General features: G+C 71.0%; 11 protein-coding genes. 9 read left to right on the top strand and 2 right to left on the bottom strand.

Annotated elements, in window-relative coordinates:
• Positions 1–64: 64 nt before the first annotated feature.
• A complete protein-coding gene (locus tag FXF51_RS18355; protein ID WP_148435697.1) occupies positions 65–1,378 on the bottom strand; it encodes an MFS transporter in 1,314 nt (437 codons plus the stop codon).
• A 90-nt stretch (positions 1,379–1,468) separates the two neighbouring features.
• Here FXF51_RS18355 and sucC point away from each other — a divergent pair, with 90 nt between their 5' ends.
• From sucC to FXF51_RS18325, 6 genes are read left to right on the top strand one after another with little or no spacing between them, the layout of a single operon-like run.
• On the top strand, positions 1,469–2,602 hold the full coding sequence (gene sucC, locus FXF51_RS18350) for an ADP-forming succinate--CoA ligase subunit beta (protein WP_148435696.1): 1,134 nt from the start codon (positions 1,469–1,471) through the stop codon (positions 2,600–2,602).
• Positions 2,603–3,487 carry a succinate--CoA ligase subunit alpha gene (sucD, locus tag FXF51_RS18345; protein ID WP_148435695.1) on the top strand — a complete coding sequence of 295 codons (885 nt, stop codon included), beginning with the start codon at positions 2,603–2,605 and terminating at the stop codon, positions 3,485–3,487.
• Positions 3,484–4,263 (top strand): hydroxypyruvate isomerase family protein, encoded by a 780-nt coding sequence (locus tag FXF51_RS18340; protein ID WP_148435694.1) that lies wholly within the window; start codon positions 3,484–3,486, stop codon positions 4,261–4,263. Before sucD ends, FXF51_RS18340 begins: the two co-directional genes overlap by 4 nt.
• Positions 4,260–5,120, top strand: coding sequence for a 2-hydroxy-3-oxopropionate reductase (locus tag FXF51_RS18335; protein ID WP_148435693.1), 861 nt, complete (start codon positions 4,260–4,262; stop codon positions 5,118–5,120). The genes FXF51_RS18340 and FXF51_RS18335 overlap by 4 nt, the downstream gene beginning before the upstream one ends.
• Positions 5,117–6,838 carry a glyoxylate carboligase gene (gene gcl / locus FXF51_RS18330; protein WP_222871339.1) on the top strand — a complete coding sequence of 574 codons (1,722 nt, stop codon included), beginning with the start codon at positions 5,117–5,119 and terminating at the stop codon, positions 6,836–6,838. Before FXF51_RS18335 ends, gcl begins: the two co-directional genes overlap by 4 nt.
• Positions 6,839–6,897: 59 nt before the next feature.
• Entirely contained in the window at positions 6,898–8,433 is a 1,536-nt protein-coding gene (locus tag FXF51_RS18325) for an aldehyde dehydrogenase family protein (protein ID WP_148435692.1), read from the top strand.
• Here FXF51_RS18325 and FXF51_RS18320 read toward each other — a convergent pair whose 3' ends face one another.
• Positions 8,434–8,772, bottom strand: coding sequence for a DUF6703 family protein (locus FXF51_RS18320; protein WP_148435691.1), 339 nt, complete (start codon positions 8,770–8,772; stop codon positions 8,434–8,436).
• A 136-nt stretch (positions 8,773–8,908) separates the two neighbouring features.
• Here FXF51_RS18320 and FXF51_RS18315 point away from each other — a divergent pair, with 136 nt between their 5' ends.
• The 3 genes from FXF51_RS18315 to FXF51_RS18305 all read left to right on the top strand — a co-directional run bounded on the left by FXF51_RS18315 (position 8,909) and on the right by FXF51_RS18305 (position 14,074).
• Entirely contained in the window at positions 8,909–9,196 is a 288-nt protein-coding gene (locus FXF51_RS18315; protein ID WP_148435690.1) for an antibiotic biosynthesis monooxygenase family protein, read from the top strand.
• A 93-nt stretch (positions 9,197–9,289) separates the two neighbouring features.
• Positions 9,290–10,675: a glycine--tRNA ligase gene (locus FXF51_RS18310; RefSeq protein WP_187414432.1), complete on the top strand. Its 1,386-nt coding sequence runs from the start codon at positions 9,290–9,292 to the stop codon at positions 10,673–10,675.
• Positions 10,676–10,966: 291 nt separating this feature from the next.
• On the top strand, positions 10,967–14,074 hold the full coding sequence (locus tag FXF51_RS18305) for a M14 family metallopeptidase (RefSeq protein WP_148435689.1): 3,108 nt from the start codon (positions 10,967–10,969) through the stop codon (positions 14,072–14,074).
• Positions 14,075–14,122 lie beyond the last annotated feature (48 nt).

Raw genomic sequence — 14,122 nt, 5'->3', positions numbered from 1 at the left:
GTCACAGAGCGTCGCGTCACAGCCCGTTGTGTTACAGGGCGTCGTGTCACACGAAGCAGGGCTGTCACAGGGGGATGGTGGCCGGCAGGCCCGGGATGCGCAGGCGCGGCGTGGCCAGGGCAGGCAGGGCCGCCAGCGCCGCCGCGGCCAGCAGGGCCGCGCCGGGGGCGGTCAGGGCCAGGGTCACCGCCACCACGCCCGCCACGGCCTTGGCGCTGTAGACGACCGCGTGGATCTCGGTGGCGCGTTCGGTGCCGAACAGCTCGCGTACGAGGCTGGCCAGCAGGGGGTAGAACGCGCCGCCGCCCAGCCCGGCCGCCACGGCCCCGAGCCACAACAGCGGACTGCCCACGCTCGCCGTACCCGGCATCGCGCCGGTGGCCGCGTTCTGGACGGCCACTGCCAGCAGGACCTGGCCGAGCGCCAGCGCGCCGAAGACGCCCGCGAGGACGCGGCGGCGGCCGAAGACCTCCGCCGCCCGCATGGCCGCCGACCTGCCGGCCCCGTTCAACGCCACCAGCAGCGCCAGCGCCCCCCACGCGCCGGTGCCCGCCACCACGATCACGTCGAAAACGGACACCGCCCCAGCGCACACCAGCATCAGCGCGAGCGCGGGCAGCGTGCGGGTGCGCAGCGCCTGCGCGAGCCCGAACTGCTTGACCGCCTCCGGTGACGTGCGCAGCCGGGCCGCGTCCAGGGCGTGCGTGCGAGGGTCCACGTCGTCCGGCCACCACTGGGCGGGCGGGAGCCGCAGGTGGCGGGCGGCGGTGGCGATGACGGCCGTGGCCAGGACGGCGCAGACCAGGAAGGCGGCCGAGGTCATGCCCGGGGCGACCCCGGCCCAGAGCAGCAGGGGCACGGCGCCGTACCCGAAGGCCCCGGTGATGAGGCCGACGTGCGCGGCCGGGCGCTCCGGGTACCAGGAGGAGACGACCTCGCCGCAGACCCCGTAGACCAGCCCCGCCCCGAGCCCACCGAGCACGGCGTAACCGGCGAGCGCGAGCAGCCCGTCGCCCGAAAGCAGCCCGCCGAGCGCGAGCGGGTCGCCGAGGGCCGGGGAGCCGGGCGGCACCAGGGCGGCGGTGACCAGGCCGAGCCCGCTCAGGGCGGCCCCCGCGATCAGGCAGGCCCGCACGCTGAGCCGCCCTCGCCTGACGAGGTGGAGCGCGGGCAGGGCGCCGGCGGCCTGGCAGGCGATCCAGACGGCGAGCAGGGTCAGCCCGGACGCCTGCTGAGCGTGCAGCGCGGCGTACCCGTACTGGAGCGGGCTGATCGCCGCCATGGCGGCGAGTGCCAGCCGGAACATGCGGACGCGGTCGGCGGGGACGGGCCCGGGCCGGTACGACCGACCACGCCAATCCCTGATTGCATTCTCCATACTGTATGGAATATCCCGCTACACAGACCCCTGTCGAGACCCTAGACGGAGGATACTCCATACGGTATACCGTCTACAAAGGAGGCTCGGATGGACCTGTACGAATACCAGGCGAAGGAGCTCTTCGGGCGGCACGGGATCCCGGTCCCCCCAGGCAGCACCGCGGCCACACCGGCCGAGGCACGCGAGATCGCGGCCGGGCTGGGCGCGCCCGTTGTCATCAAGGCCCAGGTGAAGACCGGCGGACGGGGCAAGGCAGGCGGGATCAGACCGGCGGCGGGGCCGGTCGCGGCCGAGGCGGAGGCCGATCGCGTCATCGGAATGGACATCAAGGGGCACATCGCGCGCCGCGTGCTGGTGGAGGCCGCGACGGTGGCGTTCGAGGAGTACTACGCGGCCTTCCTGGTGGACCGCGCCGAGGGCGGGTTCCTGGCGATGGTGTCGGCGCAGGGCGGCATGGAGATCGAGGAACTCGCGGCCACCGACCCCGACGCCCTCGTGAAGCTGCCGATCGACCCCGCGACGGGCGTGGACGCCGACACCGCCAGGCTGCTGGCGGCCAAGGCGGGCCTGCCCGAGCAGGCGGCGCCGGTGCTGGAGAAGCTGTGGCGGGTGCTGGTCGAGGAGGATGCCCTGCTCGTCGAGGTGAACCCGCTGATCTGCACCACCGACCAGCGGATCATGGCGCTCGACGGCAAGGTCACCCTGGACGACAACTCGGCCTTCCGGCACTCCTGGGAGGGGTACGGCGAGCGTACGGACAGCTTGGAGGACCGCGCCAGGGCCAAGGGGCTCAACTACGTCAAGCTCGACGGCACGGTCGGCGTGATCGGCAATGGCGCCGGCCTGGTCATGAGCACCCTGGACGTGGTGGCGGGCGCGGGGGCGGATCCGGCGAACTTCCTGGACATCGGCGGCGGCGCGTCCGCCCAGGTGATGGCCGACGGGCTGGAGATCATCCTGGCCGACCCGGACGTGCGGTCGGTGCTGGTGAACGTCTTCGGCGGCATCACGGCCTGTGACGCGGTGGCGAACGGCATCGTCACCGCGTTGGAGCTGCTCGGCGAGCGCGGCCACAGCAGGCCCATCGTCGTACGGCTGGACGGCAACAACGCCGAGGTGGGCCGGCGGATTCTGAGCGACGCCCGCCACCCGGCGGTCCGCCAGGTGGCCACCATGGACGGCGCCGCCGAGACGGCGGCCAGACTCGCGGCAGGTGCGTAGATGGCGATCTTTCTGACCAAGGACAGCCGGGTACTCGTCCAGGGCATGACGGGCGCGGAGGGCACCCGTCACACGGCCCGCATGCTCGCCGCCGGCACTGACATCGTGGCCGGGGTGACGCCCGGCAAGGGCGGCCGGTCGGTGGACTTCGGGGAGCGCACGGTGCCGGTGCTCGGCTCGGTCGCCGAGGCGGTGTCGGAGACCGGCGCCGACGTGTCGGTGATCTTCGTGCCGCCGCGCTTCACCGCCTCGGCCGTGGAGGAGGCCGTGGCGGCGGAGGTGCCGCTCTGCGTGGTGATCACGGAGGGCGTGCCGGTGCACGACGCCGTGCGCTTCCGCGCCCTGGCGAACGGCCGTACCAGGATCATCGGCCCCAACTGCCCCGGCCTGATCAGCCCCGGCCAGTCGTCGGCGGGGATCATCCCCGCCGACATCACCACCGCGGGCCGCATCGGGCTGGTCTCCAAGTCGGGCACGCTCACCTACCAGCTCATGTACGAGCTGCGCGACCTAGGCTTCTCCACGGCCGTGGGCATCGGCGGCGACCCGGTCATCGGCACCACGCACATCGACTGCCTGCGGGCGTTCCAGGACGACCCGGGCACCGACGCGATCGTCATGATCGGCGAGATCGGCGGCGACGCCGAGGAGCGGGCCGCCGCCTACATCGCCGCGAACGTCACCAAGCCGGTCGTGGCCTACGTGGCGGGCTTCACCGCGCCCGAGGGCAAGACGATGGGGCACGCGGGCGCGATCGTGTCCGGCTCGTCCGGCACCGCCCAGGCCAAGAAGGAGGCCCTGGAGGCGGTCGGCGTGCGCGTCGGCAGGACCCCGTCGGAGACGGCCCGCCTCATGCGGGCGGTGCTGGACAGGGCGGCGACATGAGGACCGGCGCGCTGAGGTTCGACGTCAACCTGTCGATCCTGTTCACGGACCTGCCGCTGCTGGAACGCCCGGCGGCGGCGGCCAAGTGCGGGTTCGACGCGGTCGAGCTGTGGTGGCCGTTCGACGGCCCCGACCCCGGCGGCGCGGCCCTGGCGGAGCTGCGGCAGGCCATCGAGGACGCCGGGGTGCGCCTGGTGGGGCTCAACTTCGACGCCGGCGACATGGCGGCGGGCGAGCGCGGCCTGCTGGCCAGGCCGGAGGCCTCGGCCCGGTTCCAGGCCAACATCGAGGTGGCCGTGCGGCTCGCCGGCGAGCTGGGCTGCCCGGTGCTGAACGCCCTGTACGGCAACGGCCCCGGCACCGACAGGGACCTGGCCGTGGCGAACCTGCGCAGGGCGGCCGACGCGGCCGGGAGCATCGGCGCGACCGTGGTCGTCGAGGCGCTCAACTCCCATGAGAACCCGCTCTACCCGATCACCTCGGCGGGGTCGGCGTTCGAGCTCATCGACCAGGTGGACAGGGAGAACGTGGCCTTCCTGGCCGACCTCTACCACCTGCACAGGATGGGCGAGAACGTGTTGTCGCTGATCGACCGGCACGCGGGCCGCTTCGGGCACGTGCAGGTCGCCGACGACCCAGGCAGGGGGCGGCCGGGGAGCGGCGGGATGCCGTACGAGGAGATCTTCGCGCATCTGGAGGCGGCGGGGTACCGCGGCCACGTCGGCCTGGAGTACCGGCACGAGGGGCCGGGCGCGTTCGACTGGAGGCAGGGATGAACATCGGGTTCGTCGGCCTGGGGATCATGGGCAGCCCGATGGCCGCCAACCTCCTCAAAGCCGGATATGTCGTGACCGGGTATGACGTGAGTGCCGAGCGCGTCGAGCAACTCGTCGCCCTCGGCGGCAAGGGCGCCGCCGGCGTGGTGGACGCGGTCGCCGGCGCCGACGTCGTGATCACCATGCTGCCCGACTCGCCGCAGGTGGAAGCGGTCGCGCCGCTCGTCATCGAGTACGCCAGGCCGAACCTGCTCTACGTCGACATGAGCACGATCAAGCCGGAGACCTCCCGCTGGGTGGCCAGGGAGGCCGCCAAGGTCGGCGTACGGGCCCTGGACGCGCCCGTCAGCGGCGGCGAGCGCGGCGCGATCGACGGCACCCTGTCGATCATGGCCGGTGGCGCGCCCGGCGACTTCGAGGCGGCCAGGCCCGTCCTGGAGCGCCTCGGCGTCACCGTCGTGCACGTCGGCCCGGCGGGCGCGGGCCAGACCGTCAAGGCCGCCAACCAGCTCGTCGTGGGCGGCATCTACGGGCTCGTGTCGGAGGCCATCGTGCTGCTGGAGGCGTCAGGCGTGGACCCGGCCCCCGGCCTGGACGTGCTCGCGGGCGGCCTGGCCGGCTCCCGGATCCTGGAGCTCAAGCGGCACACCATGGTCAAGCGCGAGTTCGCCCCCGGCTTCCGCATCGACCTGCACCACAAGGACATGGGCATCGCCCTGGCCGCCGCCCGCGAGGCCGGCGTCAGCCTGCCGCTCACCGGGCAGGTCGCCCAGCTCGTGGCCGCCGCCAGGGCCCAGGGCCACGGCTCGCTCGACCACTCCGCCCTGCTGAAGGTGATCGAAAGGCTGAACGCGTGAAGAAGCGACCTTGCATGGAGGCCGTGGTCGAGGTGCTGGAGTCGGAGGGCGTGGACACCGTCTTCGGCATTCCGGGCGCGGCCATCCTCCCCCTCTACGCCGCGCTGCAGAACAGCTCGATCCGGCACATCACCGTGCGCCACGAGGAGGGCGGCACCCACGCGGCCGACGGCTGGGCCAGGGTCACCGGGAACGTCGGCGTCTGCATCGGCACCAGCGGCCCCGCGGGCACGAACATGATCACCGGCCTCTACACCGCGCTGGCCGACTCGATCCCGATGATCTGCGTCACCGGGCAGGCCGTGACCTCCAAGCTGCACCAGGAGGCGTTCCAGGCGGTGGACATCGTGGAGATCGCCAAGCCGGTGACCAAGTGGGCGGTGCAGCTCAAGGAGCCCGCCCAGGCGCCGTGGCTGTTCAGGGAGGCGTTCAGGGTCGCGCGGTCGGGGCGCCCCGGGCCCGTGCTGATCGACCTGCCGCTCGACGTCCAGCGCGGTTCCTGCCGGTACGACCGCGCGCTGGACGCGCCGCTGCCCGTCGAGGTGCCCAAGCCTCTGCCCAAGGTCGTCCGGGCGGCCATGGACCTGCTGGAGGAGGCCAGGCGGCCGATCATCCTGGCGGGCGGCGGCGTGATCATCGGTGACGCGACCGAGGAGCTGCGGGCGCTGGCCGAGCACCTCCAGGTGCCGGTGCAGGTGACGCTCATGGGCAAGGGCGCCTTCCCCGAGGATCACCCCCTGTTCGCGGGCATGGCCGGCACGCAGACGCAGACCCGGTGGGGCAACGCCGCGTTCCTGGAGAGCGACCTGGTGCTGGCCGTGGGCGCCCGCTTCGGCGACCGGCACACCGGCGACCTCGACGTCTACCGGCGGGGCCGCAAGTTCGTGCACGTGGACATCGACCCCATGCAGATCGGGCGGGTCTTCGAGCCCGACCTGGGCGTGCTCGGGCACGCCAGGCCGGTGCTGGCCGACCTGCGCGACGAGGCGCGCCGCCGCGGCAAGCCGCAGGAGCCGGGCAGGTGGCCGCGCAGGGTGGCCGAGCTGCGCGGCACGATGGGCCGCAGGGACGACTTCGAGGACGTGCCGATCAAGCCCCCCAGGGTGTTCAAGGAGATCAACGAGTACTTCCCGAGGGACACCACGTTCGTCACCGCCATCGGGCTCTACCAGATCTGGTCCGGCCAGTTCCAGACCACCTACCTGCCGCGCCGCTACCTGGTCTGCGGGCAGGCCGGGCCGCTGGGCTGGGAGGTGCCCGCCGCCATGGGGGTCAAGCTCGCCCATCCGGAGCGGCAGGTCGTGGCGGTGGTCGGCGACTACTCCTTCCAGTTCCTGATGGAGGAGGTGGCGGTGGCGGCGCAGTACCGGGTGCCGTTCGTCATCGTCATGATCAACAACGAGTACCTGGGGCTGATCAGGCAGGCGGAGCTGCCGTACGGCATGAACTACGCCGTGGACCTGCACTACGGCGAGGGCGGCATCGACCACGTCAAGGCCATGGAGGCGTTCGGCTGCCCGGCGCGGCGGGTGGAGCTGCCCGGCGACATCCGCGACGCGCTGGCCTGGGCCAGCGCGGAGGCGGCGGACAAGAGACTGCCCGTGCTGGTGGAGGTGATGGTGGAGCGCGAGGCGAACGCCGCCATGGGCCCGTCGCTGGAGGCCGTCAAGGAGTTCGAGCCGCTGCCCGAGCTCATCACCGCCGACTGGTCCGACTGAGCTTCGACCGGGATGCGACCGCGATCTGATCGAGTCTTGCCTAGCTGCGACCGAGGAGGATGGACATGCGGCTCAAGCCGGGCACGTCCTGGCGGGACGCCTACGAACGCTGCTGTTCGGCGGCTCCCGAGGCCTTTCACGACGACCGGGTGCTGAACCACTGGGGCGGCATCTGGCACCGCGACGGGCGGCCGGTACCCGGCTTCTCGCCGCTCGACGGCTCCGCCATCGCCGGCCTGCCCAGGCTCGACCGGGCCGGCGCAGGCCGGGCGGTCGCGGGCGCGGTCGAGGAACACCAGCGCTGGCGTCACCTGCCGCTCGCCGAGCGCAAGGTCATGGTGTCGGCGGCCGTGGAGTCCATGGCCGCCCACCGCGACCTGCTCGCCCTGCTGCTGGTCTGGGAGATCGGCAAGCCGTGGAAGACGGCCTGCGCCGACGTGGACCGCTGCCTGGACGGCGTGCGCTGGTACCTCGGGGAGATCGACCACATGGTGGACGGGCGCACGTCGCTGCCCGGCCCCGTCAGCAACATCGCGAGCTGGAACTATCCGATGAGCGTGCTCATGCACGCCATGCTCGTGCAGGCGCTGGCCGGCAACGCGGTGATCGCCAAGACCCCGACGGACGGCGGCCTGTGCTGCCTGACGCTCGCCTGCGCGCTCGCCGTACGGGAAGGGCTGCCGTTCACGCTGGTCAGCGGGGGAGGGGCGGAGCTGTCGCCGGTGCTCGTCGGCTCGGGCTCGCTGGGCTGCGTGTCGTTCGTGGGCGGCAGGGACGCCGGCGCGAAGGTCTCCACCTCGCTGGCCGACCTCGGCCGGCGGCACGTGCTGGAGCAGGAGGGGCTGAACTGCTGGGGCGTCTGGGAGTACGGCGACTGGGACCTGCTCGCCCGGCAGATCCGCGGCTCCTTCGACTACGCCAAGCAGCGCTGCACCGCCTACCCGCGCTTCGTCGTTCAGCGCTCGCTGTTCCACGAGTTCCTGGCGGCCTACCTGGAGGCGGTCGGGTCGCTGCGCTTCGGGCACCCGCTGGCCGTCGAGGACCCGGGCGACCCGCTGCCGACGCTCGACTTCGGCCCGCTGATCAACGCCTCGAAGGCCAAGGAACTGGCCGACCAGGTGGACGAGGCGATCACGAGGGGCGGCGTGCCGATCCACCGCGCGTCCCTCGACTCCGGGCACTTCCTCCCAGGTCAAGATACGTCCGCCTACTTCGCTCCGACGGCGCTGCTCAACCCGCCGCCCTCCTCCCCCCTCCACCACGCGGAGCCCTTCGGCCCCGTCGACACGATCGTGCTGGTGGACACGGAGGCGGAGCTGCTGGCCGCCATGAACGCCAGCAACGGCGCCCTGGTGGCCACCCTGTCCTGTGAATCGGCGGACACCTTCGCCCGGCTCTCACCCGAGGTGCGCGCCTTCAAGGTCGGCCACAACCGGCCGCGCTCGCGCGGGGACCGCGAGGAGCTGTTCGGCGGGCTCGGCGCGTCGTGGCGCGGCGCGTTCGTCGGCGGCGACCTGCTCGTCAGAGCCGCCACCACCGGCGAGGACGGCGAACGCCTGCCGGGCAACTTCCCCAGCTACACGCTGCTGCCGTAACTACAACGCCCCGAAGCGGGTCGCCATCAGCAACACCAGGAAGGTCAGCATGGCGACCCGCAACACCTTCCCGCCGACGCTCAGGGACGGCCACGACAGGTAGGCCAGCCACCCCACGAAGAGGAGCACCGGCAGCACCGCCACGCCGCCCAGCGGATTCGTCACGGCGAACCCCGCCAGCAGCAGGATCACCAGCAGGGCCGGCGCCACCCAGCGGGGGACCTGGGTGAACAGGAACGTCATCGGCACCGCGCTGCGCCGCTCGACCGCCTTGCGGAGACCGGTCGCGCCCGGCGTGAAGAACTGCTCGCCCTGGGGCTGCTTGTTGTCAGGGGCCACGACCCAGAGCCTACGGGAGCGACGTGACACCGGGCAGCCCGAGCCGCGTCCCGAAGCTGGTCACCAGGTACGCCGGCGAAGGGATACCTCGGCTGCTCGCCTGTGGCGGCCCCTCCCGCACCTTTAGGCTGGTCGGGTGCTCGCCGTGATCCGATACACCGTTCCAGAGTCCCAGTCCCAAGACTTCGTCAAGCAGGGCCACACCATCCTCGACACGTTCGCCACCCAGCCGGGCTACCAGCGGGGCCGGCTGGCCAGGTCGGTGGACGAGCCGAACCTGTGGGCGCTCGTCACGGAGTGGGAGGGCGCCGGCTTCTACCGCAGGGCGCTGTCGGCCGCCCGAATGGTGATGTATCCCCTGATGATTCTGATGCTCAACGAGCCCAGTGCGTACGAGGACGTCTACACCCGGGACGGGGCGTAGCATTACTCGCGCGCGAGAGCGGGTGCCGTCCCCTAAGCTGGGATCTCACCAATTTCCCTCGCCGACCTCCAGCCGGAAAGAGAATCAACCAAAATGGCACGACGCACCGACGTCATGGACACCATCGTCAGCCTCGCCAAGCGCCGCGGGCTCGTCTACCCGTCGAGCGAGATCTACGGCGGACTGCGCGCGTCGTGGGACTACGGTCCTCTGGGCGTCGAGCTGAAGAACAACGTCAAGCGGCAGTGGTGGCTGTCGATGGTCCAGTCGCGCGACGACGTGGTGGGCCTCGACTCCTGTGTCATCCTGGCGCCCGAGGTGTGGCGGGCCAGCGGCCACGTCGAGACCTTCACCGACCCGCTGACCGAATGCCTGTCCTGCCACAAGCGCTTCCGCGCCGACCACCTGACCGAGGCGTACGAGGAGAAGAACGGCAAGGCGCCCGAGGCGGGCCTGGCCGACATCACCTGCCCCAACTGCGGCAACAAGGGCACCTTCACCGAGCCCCGGCAGTTCAGCGGCCTCCTCAAGACCTTCCTCGGCCCGGTCGAGGACGAGTCGGGCCTGGCCTACCTGCGGCCCGAGACCGCGCAGGGCATCTTCATCAACTACCTCAACGTGCAGCAGTCGGCCCGCAAGAAGATCCCGTTCGGCATCGGCCAGCAGGGCAAGTCGTTCCGCAACGAGATCACGCCGGGCAACTTCATCTTCCGCACGCGCGAGTTCGAGCAGATGGAGATGGAGTTCTTCGTCAAGCCCGGCACCGACGAGGAGTGGCACCAGTACTGGATCGACGAGCGCTTCCGCTGGTACTCCGACCTGGGCATCAACAAGGACAACCTGCGGCTCTACGAGCACCCCAAGGACAAGCTGTCCCACTACTCCAAGCGCACCGTCGACATCGAGTACCGCTTCAACTTCGCCGGCTCGGAGTGGGGTGAGCTCGAAGGCATCGCCAACCGCACCGACTTCGACCTGAGCTCCCACTCCAAGGCCTCCGGCGTCGACCTCAGCTTCTTCGAGCAGGAGAGCGGGGAGCGTTACGTCCCCTTCGTCATCGAGCCGGCGGCCGGTGTCGACCGGGCCACTCTGACGTTCCTGCTCGACGCCTACACCGAGGACGAGGCGCCCAACGCCAAGGGCGTCATGGAGAAGCGCACGGTCATGCGGCTCGACCACCGGCTCGCGCCGGTCAAGGCCGCGGTGCTGCCGCTGTCGCGCAACGCCGACCTGTCGCCGAAGGCCCGCGACCTGGCGGCGCAGCTCCGGCGCCGGTGGAACGTCGAGTTCGACGACGCGGGCGCGATCGGCCGCCGCTATCGCCGTCAGGACGAGATCGGCACGCCGTTCTGCATCACGGTCGACTTCGACACGCTGGAAGACCAGGCCGTGACGATCCGCGAGCGCGACACGATGGCGCAGGAGCGCATCTCGATCGACGGCGTGGAGCAGTACCTTCGTCAGCACCTGAATGACTGAGTCGTGAGCGAAACGGGCTGCTCACGAGCAGCCCGTTTCTCTTCTACGGCAAGCCACCCCACCCCACCCGCCGTCCCGCGCTGACGGCCCTCCAGGGGGACGCTCCGCCGCCTCACCGCCACCTCGCCGTGACGCGCGCAACCTTGGCCGTTCGCGTGGTCATTCGATGACGATCACCATCTGGTTGAACATTGTCCGGATGTGGCCGTCGTGATTGACAAGCTTCCCGCATACGCGGACATTGCGGGCACACCCATAGCGGCACTCGGGGGCTTCAATCTCGGAGGCGCGATGAAGCGCACGTTGATCATGTTCGCGAGCACACTCCTGTTACTCGGCTCCTTCGCGATCCCGCCCGCCTCGGCCAAACCGAAGCCGGCGGCGGGTCCGGACGGGGTCTTCGTCTATAGCGGCGAGCTCACCGCCGACCAGCTCGCCAAGCTCATGGCCACAGGCGTGGACCGCGAGGAGATGCGAGTCGTCAAGCGGGCGGACGGGAAGATCACCATCGAGGTCATCCTCTCCTCGACGCTGGCCGGCACACTCGCCAAGCAGGGCGTCACCCTCCAGGCCAAGACGGCCGCCGCGAGGCTGGCCCAGCAGGGTGACGGGGTCTTCAAGACGTACGGCGGCGCGGGCGGCATCCGTGAGGAGATCATCGCCGCGGCCAACGCCAAGCCGGGCATCGCCAAGGTCGTCGATCTGGGCAACTCCATCAACGGCACGCCGATCACCGCGATCAAGGTGACCAAGGACGCCCGCAAGGTGCGTGACGGCAGTCGCAAGGCCATCCTCTACTCGGCCGCCCAGCACGCCCGGGAGTGGATCACGCCCGAGATGGTGCGGCGGCTGCTGCACCACTTCCTCAACGGCTACGGGAGCAACGCGGAGCTGACCCAGCTCGTCAACACCACCGAGCTGTGGTTCCTGCCGGTCGCCAACCCCGACGGCTACGACTACACCTTCACCGACGGCAACCGCCTGTGGCGCAAGAACCTGCGCGACAACGACGGCGACGGGCAGATCACCGGCAACGACGGGGTGGACCCCAACCGCAACTTCGCCTACAAGTGGCGCTACGACGACGAGGGCTCCTCCAGCCTGTTCTCCAGCCAGACCTACCGCGGCGCGGCCGCGCAGTCGGAGCCGGAGACGGTGGCCTACGACAACCTGACCAAGCGGGTGAAGTTCACCTACCTGATCAACTACCACTCGGCCGCCATGCTGCTCCTGTACGGGATCAGCTGGCAGCAGGCCACTCCGGCCCCCGACGACCTCATCTTCGAGGCCCTGCTCGGTGACGACGCCACCCCGGCTGTGCCGACGTACGACCCGGACATCGGCGCCGAGCTCTACACCACGAACGGCGACACCGACGGGCACACGACGAACGTGCGTGGCGCCCTGTCCATCACGCCCGAGATGTCCACGTGCGAGGCGGCGGCGGCCAAGTACCCGGACGACGAGTGGACCGAGGAGACCTGCGCGGGCGGCCTCGGATTCACCTTCCCCGACGACGAGCGGCTGATCCAGGAGGAGTTCCTGGCGAACGTCCCCCTGGCCGTCGCCACCGCCAAGTCCGTGCACTCGCCGGACAGGCCGGTCTCCGTGATCGGGCGCACCGTGCCCGACTTCAGGCCGGACTCCTTCACCGTCTCCTACGGCGACCCGCAGCCGGTGGCGGTCATCGCCCGCCGTTCGCTGGGCGCCAAGGCGCTGCGTTACCGCATCAACGGCGGCCCGACGCAGACCAGGTCGCTGAGCGAGTGGCAGGGCGGTGAGCGGTACGGCGACGAGAACGACCTGTACTTCGCCGAGTACCGCGGCACCGTCAGCGGCGCCAGACCCGGAGACAAGGTGGAGGTCTGGTTCACCGGCTTCAAGGCGGGCACCGGGATCGTCTCCAGCAGCCGCTTCACCTACACGCTGGCCAAGGACTCGCGGGCCAAGGTGCTGGTGGTGGCCAACGAGGACTACACGGGCTTCAACCCGGACTACCCGCCCACCGTGACCGCGCCCAAGTACACCGCCACGTACCAGCAGGCGTTGCAGTCGGCCGGTTACGCCTCCGAGACGTGGGACGTGGACGCCCAGGGCGTGCCGCACCACCTCGGCGTGCTGTCGCACTTCAAGGGCCTGGTGTGGGAGCTGGGCGACAACCGGCTGTCCATGGACCAGCAGGACGTCGTCACCGTGACGCCGCTCGGCAACCTGCCCGACGCCGACGTCAAACGGTCGCAGCAGGACCTGACCATCGCCGTGCGCGACTACCTCAACGAGGGCGGCAAACTCCTCTACACCGGCGAGACGGCCGCGTACTACGGCATTCTCGACACCATCGTCGGCGGCATCTACTACGGCATCGACGGCAACCCGGACGGCGACTGCGTGGTCACCACCATCTCGGGCCTGTTCGACGAGTGCCTGCTGCTGGCCGACGACTTCACGCAGTACTACATGGGCGTCGGCGGGCGCATCCCGCGCGCCAACCCCAGCGGCTTCACCGGCACCGGCCCGCTGGCCGGCACCAGCGGCACGTTCGGCGGCCCCGCGCTGGCGGACAACCCGCTGAACGAGGCAGGCGTGCTGATCCCGATGGGCACGGACTTCCCGCGCTTCACCGGCACGCCGGCCGCCGACTACCAGCTCGGCACGCCGGGGCCGTTCGACCCGATCGAAGGGCAGTGGTACGTCGCCGGGCCGCACGCCGACGACTCGTACATGCGGCTGACCAGGACGATCAACCTGGGCGCCGTGACGGCGGCGCAGCAGCCGCAGCTGGCCTTCCAGCTCTCCTTCGACACCGAGCCCGGCTACGACAACGTCATCGTCGAGGCTCACACCGTCGGCCAGGACAACTGGACCACGCTGCCGGACCTCAACGGCGGCACCGACACCGGTGTCCCGACGGAGTGCGAGGCCGGGTTCTACCTGGAGGAGCACCCGTGGCTCCTGCACTACCTGACGCCCGGCAACCCCTGCGGGCCTACCGGCACCTCCGGCTCGTGGAACCGGTTCACCGGCGACTCGGGCGGCTGGCAGCAGGTGGCCTTCGACCTGTCCGCGTACGCGGGACAGCAGGTCGAGGTGTCGATCAGCTACGTGACCGACCCCGGCACCGGCGGGGTGGGCGCGTTCGTGGACGACACCCGGATCCTCGTGGGCGGAACCGCCACCGAGCCCGAGGGCTTCGAGGCCGGGCTCGGCGCGTGGGCCATCCCCGGCCCGCCGGCGGGCAGCCCGACCGGCGCCGGCGACTTCGCCCGCGACCAGGCCGACACCACGGCGGCCGTGACCACCAGGGACACGGTGCTGCTGGGGTTCGGGGTGGAGCAGGTCGGCAGCGCCGCTGAGCGGAGCGCGGCGATCCGCAAGGCGATGCGGTACCTGATCGGCTGAGCACCGCACTGGAGAACGGCGGCCACCCCCTGCGCGGGGTGGCCGTCC

It is taken from the genome of Nonomuraea sp. PA05, from assembly GCF_008086045.1.
GTDB lineage: Bacteria > Actinomycetota > Actinomycetes > Streptosporangiales > Streptosporangiaceae > Nonomuraea > Nonomuraea monospora.
Note: the sequence above shows the minus strand (reverse complement) of the source record. Positions and strands in the feature narration are given on the sequence as shown.

Excerpts from the sequence above, each read along its gene's own strand:
- FXF51_RS18335 (WP_148435693.1), top strand. The coding sequence starts at position 4,260 with ATGAACATCGGGTTCGTCGGCCTGGGGATCATGGGCAGCCCGATGGCC.
- FXF51_RS18340 (WP_148435694.1), top strand. The coding sequence starts at position 3,484 with ATGAGGACCGGCGCGCTGAGGTTCGACGTCAACCTGTCGATCCTGTTC.
- sucD (WP_148435695.1), top strand. The coding sequence starts at position 2,603 with ATGGCGATCTTTCTGACCAAGGACAGCCGGGTACTCGTCCAGGGCATG.
- FXF51_RS18355 (WP_148435697.1), bottom strand. The coding sequence starts at position 1,378 with ATGGAGAATGCAATCAGGGATTGGCGTGGTCGGTCGTACCGGCCCGGG.
- FXF51_RS18310 (WP_187414432.1), top strand. The coding sequence starts at position 9,290 with ATGGCACGACGCACCGACGTCATGGACACCATCGTCAGCCTCGCCAAG.
- FXF51_RS18325 (WP_148435692.1), top strand. The coding sequence starts at position 6,898 with ATGGACATGCGGCTCAAGCCGGGCACGTCCTGGCGGGACGCCTACGAA.
- sucC (WP_148435696.1), top strand. The coding sequence starts at position 1,469 with ATGGACCTGTACGAATACCAGGCGAAGGAGCTCTTCGGGCGGCACGGG.
- FXF51_RS18305 (WP_148435689.1), top strand. The coding sequence starts at position 10,967 with ATGAAGCGCACGTTGATCATGTTCGCGAGCACACTCCTGTTACTCGGC.